We start from the raw sequence: 17,779 nt of genomic DNA, 5'->3' as shown, positions 1-17,779 counted from the left end.
GGCCCCTGGCTCCGGCCCGTCGGGCGGGCGCGGACTGCCCGATGGATTTGATGCCCGTATGAAACGGGGGGAGAAGCGAGCTTCGGGCCGAGTTCTCGGCGCGGCGAAGAGCCGACGGGTGCGACGCCCGCCGTGGCGCCGCCCTCGTTCCTGAAACGAAGAAGGGCGCCCCTCGCGGGGCGCCCCTTTTTTTTCAGCTCCGGCGCGCGGACCGGCCGCGCGCGGGACGCGGTCACTCGGCGTCGAAGACCGCCGCGGCGGCGGGTTCGTCGACCGAGAGCGCCTCGGCCGCCTCGTCGCGGCGCTCGGCGATGATCTTGTGGTCGCGTTCCATCGCGACCCGCTTGATCTGGTGCGTGGCGCCGCCGGTGCCCGCCGGGATCAGCCGGCCGACGATCACGTTCTCCTTCAGCCCGACGAGCCGGTCGCGCTTGCCCTGCGTCGCCGCCTCGGTCAGCACGCGGGTCGTCTCCTGGAACGAGGCCGCCGAGATGAACGAGCGCGTCTGGAGCGACGCCTTGGTGATGCCGAGCAGGATCGGCGCGCCCTTGGCGGGCTCGCGACCGGCGGCGATCGCCTTCTCGTTCTCCTCGTCGAACTCGATCTTGTCGACCTGCTCGCCCTTCAGCAGGGTCGTGCCGCCGGACTCCTGGATCTCCCACTTCTGCAGCATCTGGCGGACGATCACCTCGATGTGCTTGTCGTTGATCTTCACGCCCTGCAGCCGGTAGACCTCCTGCACCTCCTCGATCAGGTAGTCGGCCAGCGCCTCGATGCCCATGATGGCGAGGATGTCATGGGGGGCGGGGTTGCCGTCCATGATGTACTCACCCTTCTGGATGAAGTCGCCTTCCTGCACCGGGATGTGCTTGCCCTTCGGGACCATGTACTCGACCGGCTCCGCGCCCTCTTCCGAGGGGACGATGGCGATCCGGCGCTTGTTCTTGAAGTCCTTCCCGAAGTGCACGGTGCCCGAGATCTCCGCGATGATCGCGTGATCCTTCGGACGGCGCGCCTCGAAGAGCTCGGCCACACGCGGCAGACCGCCGGTGATGTCCTTGGTCTTCGCGCCCTCGCGCGGGATACGCGCGAGCACGTCGCCCGGACGGACTTCCTGGCCGTCCTCGACCGAGAGGATCGCATCCACCGACATGGCATGCACCTCCGGGTTGCCGTTCGCGAGGCGAACCGGCTCGCCGGTGAGCGCGTCCATGACGATGATCTCCGGCTTCAGGTCGTTGCCGCGCGGGGCGGCGCGCCAGTCGGAGACGATCTTCTGGCTGATGCCGGTCGCGTCGTCGGTCTCCTCGCGGACGGAGAAGCCCGCGATGAGGTCGACGAATTTCGCGACGCCGGTCTTCTCGGCGATGATCGGCAGCGTGTAGGGATCCCATTCGGTGAGCTTGTCGCCGCGCTTCACCTGGGCCCCCTCCTTCGCGAGGAGCTTCGAGCCGTAGGTCAGCTTGTGGACCGCCCGCTCGACGCCGTTCTCGTCGATGATGAGGAGCTCCATGTTGCGCGCCATCACGATCTGCTCGCCGTCGGCGTTCTCGATCATGTTGGCGTTGCGCAGCTGGAGCTCGCCCTCCTGGCTCGCCTCGAGGAAGCTCTGCGAGCCGCCCTGGGCGATGCCGCCGATGTGGAAGGTCCGCATCGTCAGCTGCGTGCCCGGCTCGCCGATCGACTGCGCCGCGATGATGCCCACGGCCTCGCCGGGGTTCACCTTGGTGCCGCGCGCGAGGTCACGCCCGTAGCACTGGGCGCAGATCCCGTCGTCGGCCTCGCAGGTCAGCGGCGAGCGGATCTGGAACTCCAGCACGCCGGCGGCCTCGATCATGTCGGCGGCGCGCTCGTCGATCAGGTCGCCCTGGCGGAAGATCACCTGCTGGGTCTTCGGATCGAGCACGTCCTCCGCCGCGACGCGGCCGAGGATCCGCTCGGAGAGCGAGGCCACGACCTCGCCATCCGCGATCGCCGCGCGCGCGGTGATCGAGCGGTCGGTACCGCAGTCGTCGATCTTGACGATGCAGTCCTGCGCCACGTCGACGAGACGACGGGTCAGGTAACCCGAGTTCGCGGTCTTGAGCGCGGTGTCCGACAGGCCCTTGCGGGCGCCGTGCGTCGAGTTGAAGTACTCGAGCACCGTCAGGCCTTCCTTAAAGTTCGAGATGATCGGCGTCTCGATGATCTCGCCCGAGGGCTTGGCCATCAGGCCGCGCATGCCGCCGAGCTGCTTCATCTGCGTGACCGAGCCGCGGGCGCCGGAATGGGCCATCATGTAGACCGAGTTCGGCTCCATCTCGGCGCCGTCCTCGTCCCGGCGGTTGGCCGAGATGGTCTGCATCATCGCCTCGGTGACCTTGTCGTTGCACTTCGACCAGGCGTCCACGACCTTGTTGTACTTCTCACCCTGGGTGATCAGCCCGTCCATGTACTGCTGTTCGAAGTCCTTGACCTGGTTCCGGGTCTCCTCGACGATCGGCCATTTGGCGTCCGGGATCACCATGTCGTCCTTGCCGAAGGAGATGCCGGCCTTGAACGCCTCGGTGAAGCCGAGCGACATGATCTGGTCGCAGAAGATCACCGATTCCTTCTGGCCGCAGTGGCGGTAGACGGTGTCGATGACCTCGCCGACCTCCTTCTTGCGCAGGAGCCGGTTCACGATGTCGAACGGCGTCTTGAAGTTCTTCGGGAGCAGCGCGCCGAGCCGCAGGCGGCCGGGCGTGGTCTCGTAGCGCTTCGTGATCGTCTCGCCGTTCTCGTCGATCTGCTCGATCCGGGCGGTGATCTTCGTGTGCAGGTTCACGAAGCCGTTCTGCAGCGCGTGGTCGACCTCCTCGATCGAGGAGAAGACCATGCCCTCGCCCGGCTGCCCCTCGCGCAGGATCGAGAGGTAGTAGAGGCCGAGGATCATGTCCTGCGACGGCACGATGATCGGCTTGCCGTTCGCCGGGCTCAGCACGTTGTTCGTCGACATCATCAGGACGCGCGCTTCCAGCTGCGCCTCAAGCGAGAGAGGCACATGGACCGCCATCTGGTCGCCGTCGAAGTCGGCGTTGAAGGCCGAGCAGACCAGCGGGTGCAGCTGGATCGCCTTGCCCTCGATCAGCACCGGCTCGAAGGCCTGGATGCCGAGGCGGTGCAGCGTCGGGGCGCGGTTCAAGAGCACCGGATGCTCGCGGATCACCTCGTCGAGGATGTCCCAGACCTCCGGGCGCTCCTTCTCGACGAGCTTCTTCGCCTGCTTCACGGTCGAAGAGAGGCCCTTCGCGTCGAGCCGCGAATAGATGAACGGCTTGAAGAGTTCGAGCGCCATCTTCTTCGGCAGGCCGCACTGGTGCAGCTTCAGCTCCGGACCGGTCACGATCACCGAACGGCCGGAGAAGTCGACGCGCTTGCCGAGCAGGTTCTGGCGGAACCGGCCCTGCTTGCCCTTCAGCATGTCGGAGAGCGACTTCAGCGGGCGCTTGTTGGTGCCCGTGATGACGCGGCCCCGGCGGCCGTTGTCGAAGAGGGCGTCGACCGATTCCTGCAGCATCCGCTTCTCGTTGCGGATGATGATGTCCGGCGCGCGCAGCTCGATCAGCCGCTTCAGGCGGTTGTTGCGGTTGATCACGCGGCGGTAGAGGTCGTTCAGGTCCGAGGTCGCGAACCGGCCGCCGTCGAGCGGCACGAGCGGACGCAGCTCGGGCGGGATCACCGGAATGACGGTGAGGACCATCCATTCCGGGCGGTTGCCGGACTCGCGGAAGGATTCGACGAGCTTCAGCCGCTTGATGATCTTCTTCGGCTTCAGTTCGCCGGTGGCTTCCGCCAGATCGGCGCGCAGCTGCTCGGCCTCGGCGTCGAGGTCGATCGCGGCGAGCATCTCGCGGATCGCCTCGGCGCCGATGCCGGCGCGGAAGGCGTCCTCGCCGAAGCGGTCCTGCGCGTCGAGATATTCCTCCTCGCCGAGCAGCTGGCCGTGCTTGAGATCGGTGAGACCCGGCTCGACGACGACGTACTGTTCGAAATAGAGGATGCGCTCGAGGTCACGCAGCGTCATGTCGAGCATGAGGCCGATGCGGCTCGGCAGCGACTTCAGGAACCAGATGTGCGCGACGGGCGAGGCGAGTTCGATATGGCCCATGCGCTCGCGGCGGACCTTCTGCAGCGTGACTTCGACGCCGCATTTCTCGCAGACGACGCCGCGATACTTCATCCGCTTGTACTTGCCGCAGAGGCACTCGTAGTCCTTGATCGGCCCGAAGATCCGGGCGCAGAACAGCCCGTCACGCTCCGGCTTGAAGGTGCGGTAGTTGATGGTCTCCGGCTTCTTGATCTCGCCGTAGGACCAGGAAAGGATCCGTTCCGGCGAGGCGAGCGAGATCTTGATCTCGTCGAAGGTCCGCATCGGGGCGACCGGAGCGAACGGATTGGTGAGTTCCTGATTCATGACGCAGTCTCTTCCATGATTTCGCCGCGGTTCGGCATGCGGTCGAGGCTCAGCACCTGACGCCACGCTCCGAAGTCCACGTTGAGCGATACTTCCCGCGCGATGGACGCGCTTCTGTTCGCCTCGGCCATGCCCGATGCCCGGCCGAAGATGTCTTCGAGATCGGGGAGCGCCGCGGGGTCCACCCCGAGGAACTCCCAGATCTCCCTCAGGCCTTCGCGACGCAGGAAAAGGCCATCGTATTCCAGGAGCAGGTAGGGCTTGCCCCGTCGCGCGTAGGCGAGGATGTTCGCCATCGCACGGTTGAAGTCCTGCACCGCCGCCTGGAAGTCGCGATCCGCGGGCCAGCCACCCTGCTGGCTCCGCGCCCGCGCGTCGAAGCTCTTCGCCACGCCGAAGGGCTCGCGGACGATGAAGATCACGCGCGCGTCCGGAAAGACGTCGAGCTGGTCGAGCGCGTCGACGAGATGAGGAATCTTGTCGCCGACGACCCTGGCCGCGTGCGCCTTGTTCAGCACATGCGCGCGCTTCTCCATCCCGGCGTAGGACTTCCAGCTCCCGTCGCCCTCGCGGAAGTCGCGAAAGCGATCCGGCTCGAAGAGCTCCGGCCTCAGCCCCCCGGCCTGGGCCAGGAGGCGGTAGCGCTCGTAGCCGATCGCGACGTCGGGATGACGGTTGACGAGCTGCGTCAGCGCCGTCGTGCCGCTGCGGCTGCACCCGGTGAGGAAGGCGTAGGTGCGCGCCCCCTCATACGCGGGCCGCGCACGCTCGGTTTCCGGATCGCTCTCGGTCCGGACCGCGCGCGGGCGGTCCGGGGAGATGAAGCGAAGCGCGCGCCGTGCCAGCCCCCTGGGGAGGAAGGCATGGTTCATTCGCCGGCCTCCGAGTCCAGGAGCTCGATGTTGAGGCCGAGCGAGCGGATCTCCTTGACGAGAACGTTGAACGATTCCGGCACGCCGGCCTCGAAGTTGTCCTCGCCCTTGACGATCGACTCGTAGACCTTGGTCCGGCCGGCGACGTCGTCCGATTTCACGGTCAGCATCTCCTGCAAGGTATAGGCCGCGCCGTAGGCTTCAAGGGCCCAGACCTCCATCTCGCCGAAACGCTGGCCGCCGAACTGCGCCTTGCCGCCCAGCGGCTGCTGGGTGACGAGCGAGTACGGGCCGGTCGAACGCGCGTGGATCTTGTCGTCCACGAGGTGGTGCAGCTTCAGGAGATACTTCACGCCCACTGTGACGGGACGCGCGAACTGCTCGCCGGTGCGGCCGTCGAAGACGATCGACTGGCCCGAGGTGTCGAAGCCCGCGCGTTCCAGCGCGTCGTTCACGTCCTTCTCCTTGGCGCCGTCGAAGACCGGGGTCGCGATCGGCACGCCGCGGGTGACGTTGCCGGCCGCCTCGAGGAAGTCGTCCTCGGGCATCTCCGACAGCACCTCGTTGTAGAGCTGCTCGCCATAGGCGACTTTCATCGCCTCGCGCGTGGGCGTCATGTCACCAGTGCGGCGGTACTCCTCCAGACCCTGGTCGATCGCCCGGCCCAGACCGCGCGCGGCCCAGCCCATGTGCGTCTCGAGGATCTGGCCGACGTTCATGCGGCTCGGCACGCCGAGCGGGTTCAGCACGAAATCGACCGGGGTGCCGTCCGCGAGGAAGGGCATGTCCGCCTCGGGGACGACGCGGGAGATGACGCCCTTGTTGCCGTGACGGCCGGCCATCTTGTCGCCCGGCTGAAGCTTGCGCTTCACCGCGATGAAGACCTTGACCATCTTCATCACGCCCGGGGGCAGGTCGTCGCCGCGGCGGACCTTCTCGACCTTGTCCTCGAACCGCCGCTCGAGCGCCTTGCGCTGGATGTCGAACTGGCCGTGCAGCGCCTCCTGGCTCTGCGCGTCCAGATCGTCGCCGAGGGCGAGCTGCCACCACTGGCCGCGCGAGAGCGTGCCGAGCAGTTCCTCGGTGATCTCGGTGCCGGCCTTGATCCCCTTCGGACCCTTCACCGCGGTTTTGCCGAGGATGAGGGTCTTGAGGCGCGCGTAGATGTTGCGCTCGAGGATCGCGAGCTCGTCGTCGCGGTCGCGCGAGAGGCGCTCGACGAGTTCACGCTCGATCTGCAGCGCACGCTCGTCCTTGTCGACGCCGTGGCGGTTGAAGACGCGGACCTCGACGATCGTGCCGTAGTTGCCCGGCGGCAGCCGGAGCGAGGTGTCGCGCACGTCCGAGGCCTTCTCGCCGAAGATGGCGCGGAGGAGCTTTTCCTCCGGCGTCATCGGGCTCTCGCCCTTCGGCGTGATCTTTCCGACGAGGATGTCGCCCGGGCCGACTTCGGCGCCGATGTAGACGATGCCCGCCTCGTCGAGGTTGCGCAGCGCCTCCTCGCCGACGTTCGGGATGTCGCGGGTGATCTCCTCCGGCCCGAGCTTGGTGTCGCGCGCGGAGACCTCGAACTCCTCGATGTGGATCGAGGTGAAGACGTCCTCCTTCACGATCCGCTCGGAGATCAGGATCGAGTCCTCGTAGTTGTAGCCGTTCCACGGCATGAAGGCGACGAGGACGTTCTTGCCGAGCGCGAGTTCGCCGAGGTCGGTCGAGGGACCGTCCGCGATGAATTCGCCCTTGCGGACCTGATCACCGACCTTCACCAGCGGGCGCTGGTTGATGCAGGTGTTCTGGTTCGAGCGCTGGAACTTGCGCAGCTTGTAGATGTCCACGCCCGGGTCGCCCGGCTGCAGGTCGTCGGTGACGCGCACCACGATGCGCATCGCATCGACCTGGTCGATCACGCCGCCGCGCCGCGCGGTGATCGCCGCGCCCGAGTCGCGCGCCACGATCTCCTCGATGCCGGTGCCGACATAGGGCGCCTCGGCGCGCAGGAGCGGCACCGCCTGACGCTGCATGTTCGAGCCCATCAGCGCGCGGTTCGCGTCGTCGTTCTCGAGGAACGGGATCAGCGAGGCCGCGACCGAGACGAGCTGCTTCGGCGAGACGTCGATCAGGTCGACGTTCGCCGGCGGGTTCAGCATGAAGTCGCCGGCCTTGCGGGTCGAGACGAGGTCGTTGACGAAGCGGCCCTCGCCGTCGAGATCGGCGTTGGCCTGGGCCACCGTGTGCCGCATCTCCTCGGTCGCGGACATGTACTGGACCTCGTCGGTGACCTGGCCGTCCACCACGCGGCGGTACGGGGTCTCGATGAAGCCGTACTTGTTCACCCGCGCGAACGAGGCGAGCGAGTTGATGAGGCCGATGTTCGGACCTTCCGGCGTCTCGATCGGGCACATCCGGCCGTAGTGGGTCGGGTGCACGTCGCGGACCTCGAAGCCCGCGCGCTCGCGCGTCAGGCCGCCCGGCCCGAGCGCCGAGAGGCGCCGCTTGTGCGTGACCTCGGAGAGCGGGTTGGTCTGGTCCATGAACTGGCTGAGCTGCGACGAGCCGAAGAACTCGCGCACCGCGGCCGCCGCCGGCTTGGCGTTGATCAGATCCTGCGGCATGACCGTGTCGATCTCGACGGAGGACATGCGCTCGCGGATCGCGCGCTCCATGCGGAGCAGGCCGACGCGGTACTGGTTCTCCATCAGTTCGCCGACCGAGCGCACCCGGCGGTTGCCGAGATGGTCGATGTCGTCGATCTCGCCCTTGCCGTCGCGCAGTTCCACCAGCGCCTTGATGACGGCGATGATGTCCTCGTTGCGCAGCGTGCGCACGGTGTCGGCCGCGTCGAGGTCGAGGCGCATGTTCATCTTCACCCGGCCGACGGCCGAGAGGTCGTAGCGCTCCGCGTCGAAGAAGAGGCCGTCGAAGAGCACGCTCGCCGCCTCCACGGTCGGCGGCTCGCCCGGACGCATGACGCGATAGATGTCCATCAGCGCCTGGTCGCGGTTCATGTTCTTGTCGACCGCCATCGTGTTGCGGATGTAGGCGCCGACGCTGACGTTATCGATGTCGAGCGTGGGGATCTCCGTCACGCCGTTGTCGAGCAGCGTCTTGAGCGTACCGCCGACGAGGTCGCCGGTCTTCGCATCGATGTCCCAGGTCAGCTCGTCCCCGGCCTCGGCCCAGATCCGGCCGTTGGACTCGTCAATGATGTCCTTGGCGGAGAAGCGGCCGATCACGGTCTCGAACGGGACGAGGATCTCGCTGATCTCGCCCGATTCCTGCCATTCCTTGACCATGCGCGGCGTGATCTTCTTGCCGGCCGGGGCGACGGTCTCGCCGGTCGCCGCGTCGATCAGATCATGCGTCGGCTTGGTGCCGCGCAGCCGCTCCGGGAAGAAGCGGGTCGCCCACATGTCGCCTTCGCGGCGGTAGGTGACCGTGTCGTAATAGGCGTCGCAGATGCCTTCCTGGTCGAGGCCGAGCGCGTAGAGCAGCGTCGTCACCGGCAGCTTCCGGCGGCGGTCGATGCGCGCGAAGACGATGTCCTTCGCGTCGAACTCGAAGTCGAGCCAGGAGCCGCGGTAGGGGATGATGCGGCTGGTGAAGAGCAGCTTGCCCGAGGAATGGGTCTTGCCGCGGTCGTGGTCGAAGAACACGCCCGGGGAGCGGTGCATCTGGGAGACGATGACGCGCTCGGTGCCGTTCACCACGAAGGTGCCGGTCTGGGTCATGAGCGGCATGTCGCCCATGTAGACGTCCTGCTCCTTGATGTCCTTCACGGAGCGCGCGCCGGTTTCCTCGTCCACCTCGAAGACGATGAGGCGCAGCGTGACCTTCAGCGGCGCGGCGTAGGTCATGTCGCGCTGCATGCATTCCTGCACGTCGTATTTCGGGGCCTCGAGCTCGTATTTCACGAATTCGAGGACGGCGGTGTCGTTGAAGTCGCGGATCGGGAAGACCGACTGGAACACGCCCTTCAGGCCCTCGCCATCCTGGGGAATGTCCTGGTCACCCGACTGCAGGAACAGGTCGTAGCTCGACTTCTGGATCTCGATCAGATTGGGCATCTGCGCGACTTCGCGGATGTGCCCGTAGAATTTCCGAATGCGCTTGTGACCGGAATGCGTCTGAGCCATGCTCTCTCGTACCCTCTGCCGCGAGCGGTCCCGGCGGGGAACGGGGCGCTCGCTCTGCCCGACGATCCAATCCCATGCTTGCGCGGAGTCCCAAAGCCGCGCACCCGGATGTGGATGCATCTGTCAGGGGGCCCGCGAATCGGGCCACCGGAAAGAGGCATCGGTCGCTGAAGGGGGTTAAGTCATTGACCTCGTTTTGAAACCGATAGGGGACCGGGCCCGCGTCCCCGCGGGTCCAGCCCCCATTTTCATGATCTCGCTCGCACCATATAGGCGCGAAGCGGGATTACTTCAACTCGACTTCGGCGCCGGCGTCGGTCAGCTTCTTCTTGATGTCCTCGGCCTCCGCCTTGGACACGCCTTCCTTCACGGCCTTGCCGCCGGCCTCGACGAGGTCCTTGGCTTCCTTCAGGCCGAGACCGGTGATCGCGCGGACTTCCTTGATCACGTTGATCTTCTGCGCGCCGGCCGACTTCAGGATGACGTCGAACTCGGTCTGCTCCTCGGCGGCGGCGGCGGCTTCGCCACCGGCGGCCGGGCCGGCCATCATGACCGCGCCACCGGCGGCGGGCTCGATGCCGTATTCGTCCTTGAGGATGTTCTTCAGCTCGGCGGCCTCGAGAAGGGTCAGGCCCACGATCTCTTCGGCGAGTTTCTTCAGATCAGCCATTTTATCCGTTTCCAATCAGGTTCGTTCTGTCCGGTATCGGCGGTTTCGCGCCTCTCCGGCCCCAGGGTTGCTTCGCTCAGGCCGCCTCACGCTCTTCGAGCGTCTTGAGGATTCCTGCGATGTCGCTCGCGGGCGCGCCAATGGCCGCGACCAGGTTGCCGGCCGGGGCACCGATGCAGGCCACGACGGAAGCGATGAGCTCCTCGCGCGACGGCATCTGGGCCACGGCTTTCACACCGGCCTCGTCGAGCGGCGTCGCCCCCATGGCACCCCCAAGGACAACAAGCTTCTTGTTGTCCTTGGTATAGGCCTCCACCACTTTCGCGGCGGCGACCGGGTCCTCGGAATAGGCGAGCACCGTCATGCCCTTCAGAAGATCCCCCATCTTCTCGGCGGGGGTCCCTTTCAGGGCGATCTTGGCGAGCTTGTTCTTGGCGACACGGACCGCTCCGCCGGCGCTCTTCATGCGCAGGCGGAAATCGGTCATCTCGGCAACCGTGAGGCCTTCGTAGTGCGCGACCACGACGACACCAGAGTCCGCGAAGATCTGGCCGAGTTCACCGACCACAGCTTCTTTCTGGGCTCTATCCACAGTGTTGCTCCAAGTTCATGGCGAGGGAGTCCCCCGCCGGCTCAGTTTCGCCGAGGCGGGAGCCCCGGCGTCTCGGGTCCGTGTCAGGGTCCCGCCAAAACCGCCCCGGGGCCCATCGGCCCCGCTTCGATCCTGATCGTTTCCCATCTCGGGCAGGACTTAGCGCCACTGGATTCGCATCCGGGGGCAGCCCACCGTCTCGGACAGAAGAGCGGACCGATCCCGGGCCGCCCCGTATTCCGCCGGGGTTTCCCCCGGGCGGAAATTCGTCGCCGGGCGATCCCCGGCGCATTCAAGGTTACTCGGCGACCGCGTTCGCGACGTCGACGCTCACGCCCGGACCCATGGTCGAGGAGAGCGAGATCTTCTTGAGGTAGGTGCCCTTGGCGCCCGCGGGCTTCGCCCGGTTCACCGCCGCCACGAAGGCCTTCACGTTCTCGACGAGCTTCGCCTCGTCGAACGAGGCCTTGCCGACGCCGCCATGCACGACGCCCGCCTTCTCGACGCGGAACTGCACCTCGCCGCCCTTGGCGTTCTTCACCGCCTGGGCCACGTCCATCGTCACCGTGCCGACCTTCGGGTTCGGCATCAGGTTGCGCGGGCCGAGGATCTTTCCGAGCCGGCCGACGATCGGCATCATGTCCGGGGTCGCGACGCAGCGGTCGAACTCGATCGTGCCGCCCTGGATCGTTTCCATCAGGTCCTCGGCGCCGACGACGTCGGCCCCGGCTTCCCGCGCCTCGTCGGCCTTGGCGCCGCGGGCGAAGACGGCGACTCGCACGGTCTTGCCGGTGCCGTTGGGCAGGTTGACGACGCCCCGGACCATCTGGTCGGCGTGGCGGGGATCGACGCCGAGGTTCAGCGCGATCTCGAGCGTCTCGTCGAACTTCGCGGTCGCGTTCGCCTTGACGAGGGCGACGGCCTCGGCGACGGCGAGGTTCTCCTTGCCGGCGAAGGCTTCGCGGGCGGCCTTGGTGCGCTTAGCGATCTTTGCCATGACTCAGCCCTTCACCTCGATGCCCATCGAGCGCGCGGAACCGGCGATGATGTTCATCGCGGATTCGACGTCGTTCGCGTTGAGGTCCTTCATCTTGGCCTCGGCGATCTCGCGCAGCTGGGCCACCGTCACCGTGCCCGCGGTCGCCTTGCCCGGCGTCTTGGACGCGGACTTCAGACCGGCGGCCTTCTTGAGATAGTACGACGCCGGCGCCGTCTTGATCTCCATCGTGAAGGACTTGTCGGTGTAGTAGGTGATGATCACCGGGGTCGGGACGCCGACTTCCATCTCCTGCGTGCGCGCGTTGAACGCCTTGCAGAATTCCATGATGTTGATGCCGCGCTGACCGAGCGCCGGACCCACGGGCGGGGACGGGTTCGCCTTGCCGGCGGGCACCTGCAGCTTCAGGCTGCCAGCTACCTTCTTGGCCATGATGGCCTCCTTGCCATGCCTCCGGGTCGCGACCCTCGGGCGTTTCTAGGGGTGGTGCGGTCCGACCGGCGCGCCGGTCTCGCCTCCCACCTGGGATGCACGTCAGGACGCTTTCGAGACCTGCGTGAATTCAAGCTCGACCGGGGTGGCCCGGCCGAAGATCGAGACGGAGACCTTGAGCCGGTTGTTCGACTGGTCCACTTCCTCGACGAGGCCGGCGAAGCCCTCGAACGGGCCGTCGGTCACGTTGACCTGCTCGCCGGTCTGGAAGGTGATGATCGAGCGCGGACGCTCCTGGCCCTCGACGACCTGGTTCAGGATCCGGGCCACTTCCTCGTCCTTCATCGGCGAGGGCTTGCCCTGCGGGCCGAGGAAGCCGGTCACGCGGTTGATCGAGTTGATCAGGTGATAGGAGCGGTCGTTGAGTTCCATGCGCACGAGCACGTAGCCGGGCATGAAGCGCTTCTCGGTCTGCACCTTCTTGCCGCGCCGGATCTCGATCACTTCCTCGGTCGGCACCATGACCTCGGTGATCTCCTCGCCGAGATTCTGCTGCTCCACGGCTTCGCGGATCGCCTCGGCGACCTTCTTTTCGAAATTCGAGAGCACGCTCACCGAATACCAGCGCTGGGCCATGTCGTCCGTCACCTCAATCAGGGAGCGGACAGCGCCGCTCGCACATTCGCCCGCCGGGTATCGGACCCTTCGGACATCTCCCGGACAAAACGAAACGGCGCACGACCGAATCGACGTGCGCCCCGTCAGTCTCGAGAGGGCGCCCCCATACCGCCGGGGGGCGCGGAATTCAAGAGGCCATCTGGAGCACCGCCTCGAGCCCGAAGCGGATGATCAGATCGACCAGGAAGAAGAACGCCGCGAAGAGGCCGGCCATGATCATCACCATCACCGTGGTGAGCATCGTCTCGCGGCGCGTCGGCCAGGTGATCTTCGCCGTCTCGGCGCGCACCTGCTGGATGAACTGGAGGGGGTTGGTCCGGGCCATGGCGGTCTCTTTCTCGGTTGCCCGCACCTAAGTCAGCCGGTCGTCATTTGCAAGTCCTTGCCTTCGGCCCGGGGCCCGGCCAAGCATCGCGCCCATGTCCACCGCGCCGACTTCCCCGATCCATCCGGACGGCCTGCCCGTCCCGCGCCGCTATTTCGCGATGCTCGCCATCGCGATCGGCATCACGATGGCCGTGCTCGACGGCACGGTGGTGAACGTGGCGCTGCCGAGCATCACGCGCGAACTCGGCGCCACGCCCTCGGCCGCCGTCTGGATCGTCAACGCCTATCAACTTGCCATCGTCGTCACGCTGCTGCCGCTCGCCGCCCTCGGCGAAAGGCTCGGCTACCGGCGGGTCTATCTCTGGGGGGTGGTCGTCTTCACGCTCGGCTCGCTCTGCTGCGCGCTCTCGGGCAGCCTCGAGACGCTGGTGGCCGCCCGCGTGCTGCAGGGGCTCGGCGGCTCGGCGATCATGAGCATGAACGGCGCCCTCGTGCGCCACACCTATCCGCACGCGCAACTCGGGCGCGGCGTGGGGCTGAACGGGCTGGTCGTCGCGGTGGCCGCCGCCGTGGCGCCCTCGCTCGCGGCGGCGATCCTCGCGGTGGGCTCCTGGCCCTGGCTCTTCGCGGTCAACGTCCCGGCGGGGCTCGTCAACCTCTGGCTCGGCCTCCGCGCCCTGCCGCGCGCGGAGACCGGGGACCGGCCGCTCGACCTGCCGGGCGCGCTGCTCGGCGCGGCGATGTTCGGCCTCTTCTTCATCGGCGCGGACGCGCTCGCACGCGATGGCGGGCCGCTCGGCTGGGCCGCGCTCGCGGCCGCGCTCGGCTCCGGCGTCCTGCTCTCGCGGTGGAGCCGCGCGGCGGAGGCCCCGATGATCCCGCTCGACCTGCTGCGGATCCCGGTCTTCGCGCTCTCCGTCACCGCCTCGGTCTGCGCCTTCGTCGCCTTCATCATCGCCTTCGTGGCGCTCCCCTTCCATTTCGAGGACGCGCTCGGCTTCGACCAGGTGCGGACCGGACTGCTGATGACCCCCTGGCCGGTCGCGCTCGGCCTCTCCGCGCCGATCGCGGGACACCTGTCCGACCGGGTCTCGGCGGGCAATCTCGGTCTCGGCGGGATGCTGCTGGTCGCGCTCGGGCTCGGGCTCATCGCGTTGCTGCCGGCGGAGGCGACCGCCTTCGACATCGCCTGGCGCATGGCGCTCTGCGGCTTCGGTTTCGGCTTCTTCCAGGCGCCGAACAACCGGACGCTGCTCGCCTCGGCGCCCCGGACTCGGGCGGGCGCGGCGGGAGGCATGCTCGCGATGGCCCGCCTGCTCGGCATGACCTTCGGCGCGGCGCTGACGGCGATCGTGTTCCACGCCGCGCCGGACGGGGCCGAGCGGATCAGCCTCGCGATCGCGACGGGCTTCGCGCTCGCCGCCGCCGCCGCGAGCCGGGCGCGGCGGATGTGATCGTGCCGACGGGAAAGCGTCTGGCGTACTGGCAGGGGCGATAGGACTCGAACCTACGACCCTCGGTTTTGGAGACCGATGCTCTACCAACTGAGCTACACCCCTAAGGGCCGGTACGCGGAGGCTCTGATATGGGGATTGCGCGGGATCCGCAAGAGGTTTCGACGCGCCCGCTAGGTCGGGACGCGCCGCCCCGTTCGCGCGCCGCGCCGCGCCGCCTTCCGCGCCCCCGCCGTTGCCCGCCGGATCGACGCGAGCACGCCCTCGCGCCCGGACGAGGCCGCGGCTGCCTGCCGCGCCTCGGGCGCGGCGACCATCTTGCCGAGCGGAATGCCGCTCAGCCGCGGCTCGAACCTTTCGACCGCGTCGAGGAACAGTTTCTTTGTCAGCCTTGTCTCCGGCGGCAATCCGAGCGCGGCGGCGAAGAGTTGCCGGCTGTTGAACCCGGGCACCGATCGCATGGCGACGTCGAACTCGTTGTTGAGCCCCGCGCTCCACATTCCCATCCGGTGCTCCCAGTAAAAGATATCGTTCGGATCGAAGCCCATCTCGGCGACCGCGGCCCAGTTCGCCCGCCGGATGTATCCCTCGAACATCTCCGGCAGATCCGGCGGGACTTCGTTCCCCGCCGGACTCCAGTAGAGCCGCGCCATCTCCGCCGCCGTGGGCGCCTTCATGCGCGTGGGCCAGATGTTGAAGAAGCCGCGCATGACCTCGGCGCCATGTCCGCGGATGAAGAGCATTTCCGGCCGGTCGCCGTAGGCGCCGCGCATGTCGAATGTCGACTGATAGACGGGCTTGTAGCCGCCGCCGTTGGAGCGCGCCACGGCACGCGTCCGGTCATCCGCCTGCGTGGCCCGCGTCTCCAGATGCGGCTCCCCCGCTTGACGAGCCAGGGCGCGGATGATGCGGCGCTTGGGTTCCGCGAGCTTGGACATCTGCCAGGTGGCGGTCTCGAAGCGTATGCCGAGCTTGAGGAAGGCCGCGATCAGCAGCCGGGAATCCACTCCGTCGGTCGCTCCGATGAGCGGCCTGTGACCCGCCCCGGCATAGCGGCCCAGGGCGGCCATCGAGTGCTCGAGCGCGCGATGGAAATCTTCCAGCGTCCCCGGCCGGCGCGGCTGGCGCGGCCAGTACCGGGCGGTGCTCCGCGTCGCGGAATCGAAGCCGTTGTTCGGTGTCAGCGCCTGGACGCCGAGCGCCAGGGTCAGGTCGCCGGGCAGGCATTTGGTCTTGCGCCGCCGGAACCGGGGGTCGCGCCGCAGGGCGTGGATCACGGGATCGGGCGGCGCGCCGACGCAGCGGGCGAGCAGCCTGGCATGGGAGGCGACGGCGAAGGGGCCTTCGCTCCAGTAGAAGACACTCCGCGCGCCCATCGGATCGTGAAAGACCCGGACCCGCTCCTCCTCGACCACCATCAGGGCGAAACGGCCCGCGAGCGTGTCGAGGAAGTCGTACAGCGCCGGGTCTCCGCCCTCGACGACCGCGGCGAGGCGCTCGGGCGAGAACGGGTCGCCGAGCGCGGGATCGGTCTCCGGGATCACCTCGCCGAGGAAGACGAAGCGGACGCCGCCGGTCCCGACCACCCTGAGCGTTGTCTCGGGATGGGTCCAGAGCGCTATCGGCCCCATGAGGCGACGGCGCCAGCCCAGGTGTCGCGGCAGCGACTGAGCCTCTCCTTCCGGCGGAAAATCCTCCCGGTGAAGCGCCACGAAGCCGAAACGGTAGAGCCTCGGATCCCGATCCCGGGAGCCGCGGGCATCCGCCGGCGCGGTCTGGCGCTGCCCGGCCGGAGCGTCCGGGCCGCTCGCGGCCGGCGCGCGCGCGGCCGTTTCGGGGGCGGCGGCGAGGTCGCCATCCCCGACGAAGAGGGAATGAGAATTCATAGTATAAATGCTCCCCGATCGCCCTCTCTTCTTGCATGTGCAACTTAAACGAAAACGTTTAGTTGCGTATGGCGAGGGCGTTATGTGGAGCGATTTGTGCGCCCGCGGGCGCGGAAAGGACACGGAGAATCGGTGGGTGCGACATTCTGTCGCACCCACCGCGAAGAGCAATTTGCCGTCTCAGCGGGAGGGCCAGAAGGTCCGGAGGTTGTTGCGGAGCGCCGCGAGGCCGCTCGGCGCGGGCAGTCCGGAGCCTTCCGGCCAGGGGAACGGGCCGTCGGCGCGGAGCAGCGAGACGTCCGCGCCTTCGAGCACGACGCAGGACAGGTTCCCGGTCCGGAAGGCGCCGGTGTCGACGGCGATCCGGTTCGGGTGGTGCTCCACCTGGGGCACGATGGTATGGCCGTGCACGACCTTGAAGCCGAAGGGCTTGCGATAGTCGAGGAAGCCCTGGCGGATCCAGATCAGGTCGTCGCGGTCCTGCCGCGCCATCGGCACCCCGGGGCGGATGCCGGCGTGGGCGAAGACATAGCCGCCGATCCGGATCCAGAGCTCGCAGGTCTCGATGAACCGCAGATGCGCGGCGGGCAGGGCGCGGGCGAAGGCGGCGCGGGTCGCGGCGGGATCGAGGTCGCTCGCATCCGTCACCCCGTAGGAGGCGAGCGTCTTGTCCCCGCCCATGGCCGGATTGAGCCAGTGGTAGGTGCGGTCGTACCACTCGGGATCGCGCAGATAGGCGGGGATGTAGGAATCGTGGTTGCCGAGCAGGAAACGGAACGGAAAGCCCGTGCGCTGGAGTTCGATCAGCCGGCGGTAGACGCCCCGCGTGTCGGGGCCGCGGTCGCAGAAGTCGCCGAGGAAGATCACGACCGGCGCCGGATGCGGGCGTCGGTCGAGGTCGGCGCGGATGCGCGCGATCATCGCGTCGAGCAGGGAGAGATGGCCGTGGATGTCACCGATCGCGTAGATCCGGTGGCCCGCTGTCAGATCGCTCATGGGATCGCCGTCCTTGGAGGGACTGGGAAGGAAGGGCTCGGAAGTCGACGCTCCGGGGCGGCGCGTCCCGGCGCATCGGCGGGTTTCGCCAATCCTTCGGCCGCTGTCCAGCCCGCGCGCGGATTTGGCGGCGGGCCGCGGCGGTTCGGCAACAAGAAACCGCGGGCGCCGGGCGCCCGCGGTTCGCTTTTCCGGTGATCGGGAAGAGGCCCGATTACTCGATGATCTTGGAGACGACGCCGGCGCCGACGGTGCGTCCGCCCTCGCGGATGGCGAAGCGGAGCTTCTCTTCCATGGCGATGGGCGA

At 67.6% G+C, this 17,779-nt stretch carries 13 protein-coding genes and 1 tRNA gene; 1 reads left to right on the top strand and 13 read right to left on the bottom strand.

What is annotated here, in order from left to right; genetic code table 11:
• Window positions 1–232: 232 nt before the first annotated feature.
• The 9 genes from rpoC to secE all read right to left on the bottom strand — a co-directional run bounded on the left by rpoC (window position 233) and on the right by secE (window position 13,134).
• Entirely contained in the window at window positions 233–4,435 is a 4,203-nt protein-coding gene (gene rpoC / locus FJM51_RS16420; protein WP_140455228.1) for a DNA-directed RNA polymerase subunit beta', read from the bottom strand.
• Window positions 4,432–5,307, bottom strand: a complete 876-nt coding sequence (locus tag FJM51_RS16415; protein WP_140455227.1) for a sulfotransferase family protein — start codon at window positions 5,305–5,307, stop codon at window positions 4,432–4,434. The genes rpoC and FJM51_RS16415 overlap by 4 nt, the downstream gene beginning before the upstream one ends.
• Window positions 5,304–9,440, bottom strand: a complete 4,137-nt coding sequence (gene rpoB, locus FJM51_RS16410) for a DNA-directed RNA polymerase subunit beta (RefSeq protein WP_140455226.1) — start codon at window positions 9,438–9,440, stop codon at window positions 5,304–5,306. Before rpoB ends, FJM51_RS16415 begins: the two co-directional genes overlap by 4 nt.
• 286 nt (window positions 9,441–9,726) lie before the next feature.
• Entirely contained in the window at window positions 9,727–10,110 is a 384-nt protein-coding gene (rplL, locus tag FJM51_RS16405) for a 50S ribosomal protein L7/L12 (RefSeq protein ID WP_140455225.1), read from the bottom strand.
• 76 nt (window positions 10,111–10,186) lie between these two features.
• A complete protein-coding gene (gene rplJ, locus FJM51_RS16400; protein WP_140455224.1) occupies window positions 10,187–10,702 on the bottom strand; it encodes a 50S ribosomal protein L10 in 516 nt (171 codons plus the stop codon).
• Window positions 10,703–11,000: 298 nt separating this feature from the next.
• Entirely contained in the window at window positions 11,001–11,699 is a 699-nt protein-coding gene (rplA, locus tag FJM51_RS16395) for a 50S ribosomal protein L1 (RefSeq protein WP_140455223.1), read from the bottom strand.
• 3 nt (window positions 11,700–11,702) lie between these two features.
• Window positions 11,703–12,131 carry a 50S ribosomal protein L11 gene (gene rplK, locus FJM51_RS16390; RefSeq protein ID WP_140455222.1) on the bottom strand — a complete coding sequence of 143 codons (429 nt, stop codon included), beginning with the start codon at window positions 12,129–12,131 and terminating at the stop codon, window positions 11,703–11,705.
• A gap of 102 nt (window positions 12,132–12,233) precedes the next feature.
• On the bottom strand, window positions 12,234–12,767 hold the full coding sequence (gene nusG, locus FJM51_RS16385; protein WP_140455221.1) for a transcription termination/antitermination protein NusG: 534 nt from the start codon (window positions 12,765–12,767) through the stop codon (window positions 12,234–12,236).
• 169 nt (window positions 12,768–12,936) lie between these two features.
• Window positions 12,937–13,134 (bottom strand): preprotein translocase subunit SecE, encoded by a 198-nt coding sequence (secE, locus tag FJM51_RS16380; RefSeq protein WP_140455220.1) that lies wholly within the window; start codon window positions 13,132–13,134, stop codon window positions 12,937–12,939.
• Between the two features lie 94 nt (window positions 13,135–13,228).
• Between secE and FJM51_RS16375 the strand changes: the two genes are divergently transcribed.
• Window positions 13,229–14,590 carry an MFS transporter gene (locus FJM51_RS16375; RefSeq protein ID WP_210240311.1) on the top strand — a complete coding sequence of 454 codons (1,362 nt, stop codon included), beginning with the start codon at window positions 13,229–13,231 and terminating at the stop codon, window positions 14,588–14,590.
• A 29-nt stretch (window positions 14,591–14,619) separates the two neighbouring features.
• Here the strand turns inward: FJM51_RS16375 and FJM51_RS16370 are convergent.
• From FJM51_RS16370 to FJM51_RS16355, 4 genes are all read right to left on the bottom strand, one after another.
• Window positions 14,620–14,695: transfer RNA gene (locus tag FJM51_RS16370), tRNA-Trp, on the bottom strand.
• A gap of 68 nt (window positions 14,696–14,763) precedes the next feature.
• Complete coding sequence (locus FJM51_RS16365; protein ID WP_140455219.1) at window positions 14,764–16,476, bottom strand: hypothetical protein; 1,713 nt, start codon at window positions 16,474–16,476, stop codon at window positions 14,764–14,766.
• Window positions 16,477–16,656: 180 nt separating this feature from the next.
• On the bottom strand, window positions 16,657–17,472 hold the full coding sequence (locus FJM51_RS16360; RefSeq protein WP_140455218.1) for a metallophosphoesterase: 816 nt from the start codon (window positions 17,470–17,472) through the stop codon (window positions 16,657–16,659).
• 214 nt (window positions 17,473–17,686) lie between these two features.
• Window positions 17,687–17,779, bottom strand: a 93-nt coding sequence (locus FJM51_RS16355) for an EF-Tu C-terminal domain-related protein (protein ID WP_140454258.1), incomplete at its 5' end; no start/stop codon positions are given.

It is taken from the genome of Amaricoccus solimangrovi (genome assembly GCF_006385685.1).
GTDB lineage: Bacteria > Pseudomonadota > Alphaproteobacteria > Rhodobacterales > Rhodobacteraceae > Amaricoccus > Amaricoccus solimangrovi.
Note: the sequence above shows the minus strand (reverse complement) of the source record. Positions and strands in the feature narration are given on the sequence as shown.

Coding starts and splice junctions, on each gene's coding strand:
- rpoC (WP_140455228.1), bottom strand. CDS start 4,435: ATGAATCAGGAACTCACCAATCCGTTCGCTCCGGTCGCCCCGATGCGG.
- FJM51_RS16415 (WP_140455227.1), bottom strand. CDS start 5,307: ATGAACCATGCCTTCCTCCCCAGGGGGCTGGCACGGCGCGCGCTTCGC.
- rpoB (WP_140455226.1), bottom strand. CDS start 9,440: ATGGCTCAGACGCATTCCGGTCACAAGCGCATTCGGAAATTCTACGGG.
- rplL (WP_140455225.1), bottom strand. CDS start 10,110: ATGGCTGATCTGAAGAAACTCGCCGAAGAGATCGTGGGCCTGACCCTT.
- rplA (WP_140455223.1), bottom strand. CDS start 11,699: ATGGCAAAGATCGCTAAGCGCACCAAGGCCGCCCGCGAAGCCTTCGCC.
- rplK (WP_140455222.1), bottom strand. CDS start 12,131: ATGGCCAAGAAGGTAGCTGGCAGCCTGAAGCTGCAGGTGCCCGCCGGC.
- nusG (WP_140455221.1), bottom strand. CDS start 12,767: ATGGCCCAGCGCTGGTATTCGGTGAGCGTGCTCTCGAATTTCGAAAAG.
- secE (WP_140455220.1), bottom strand. CDS start 13,134: ATGGCCCGGACCAACCCCCTCCAGTTCATCCAGCAGGTGCGCGCCGAG.
- FJM51_RS16375 (WP_210240311.1), top strand. CDS start 13,229: ATGTCCACCGCGCCGACTTCCCCGATCCATCCGGACGGCCTGCCCGTC.
- FJM51_RS16365 (WP_140455219.1), bottom strand. CDS start 16,476: ATGAATTCTCATTCCCTCTTCGTCGGGGATGGCGACCTCGCCGCCGCC.
- FJM51_RS16360 (WP_140455218.1), bottom strand. CDS start 17,472: ATGAGCGATCTGACAGCGGGCCACCGGATCTACGCGATCGGTGACATC.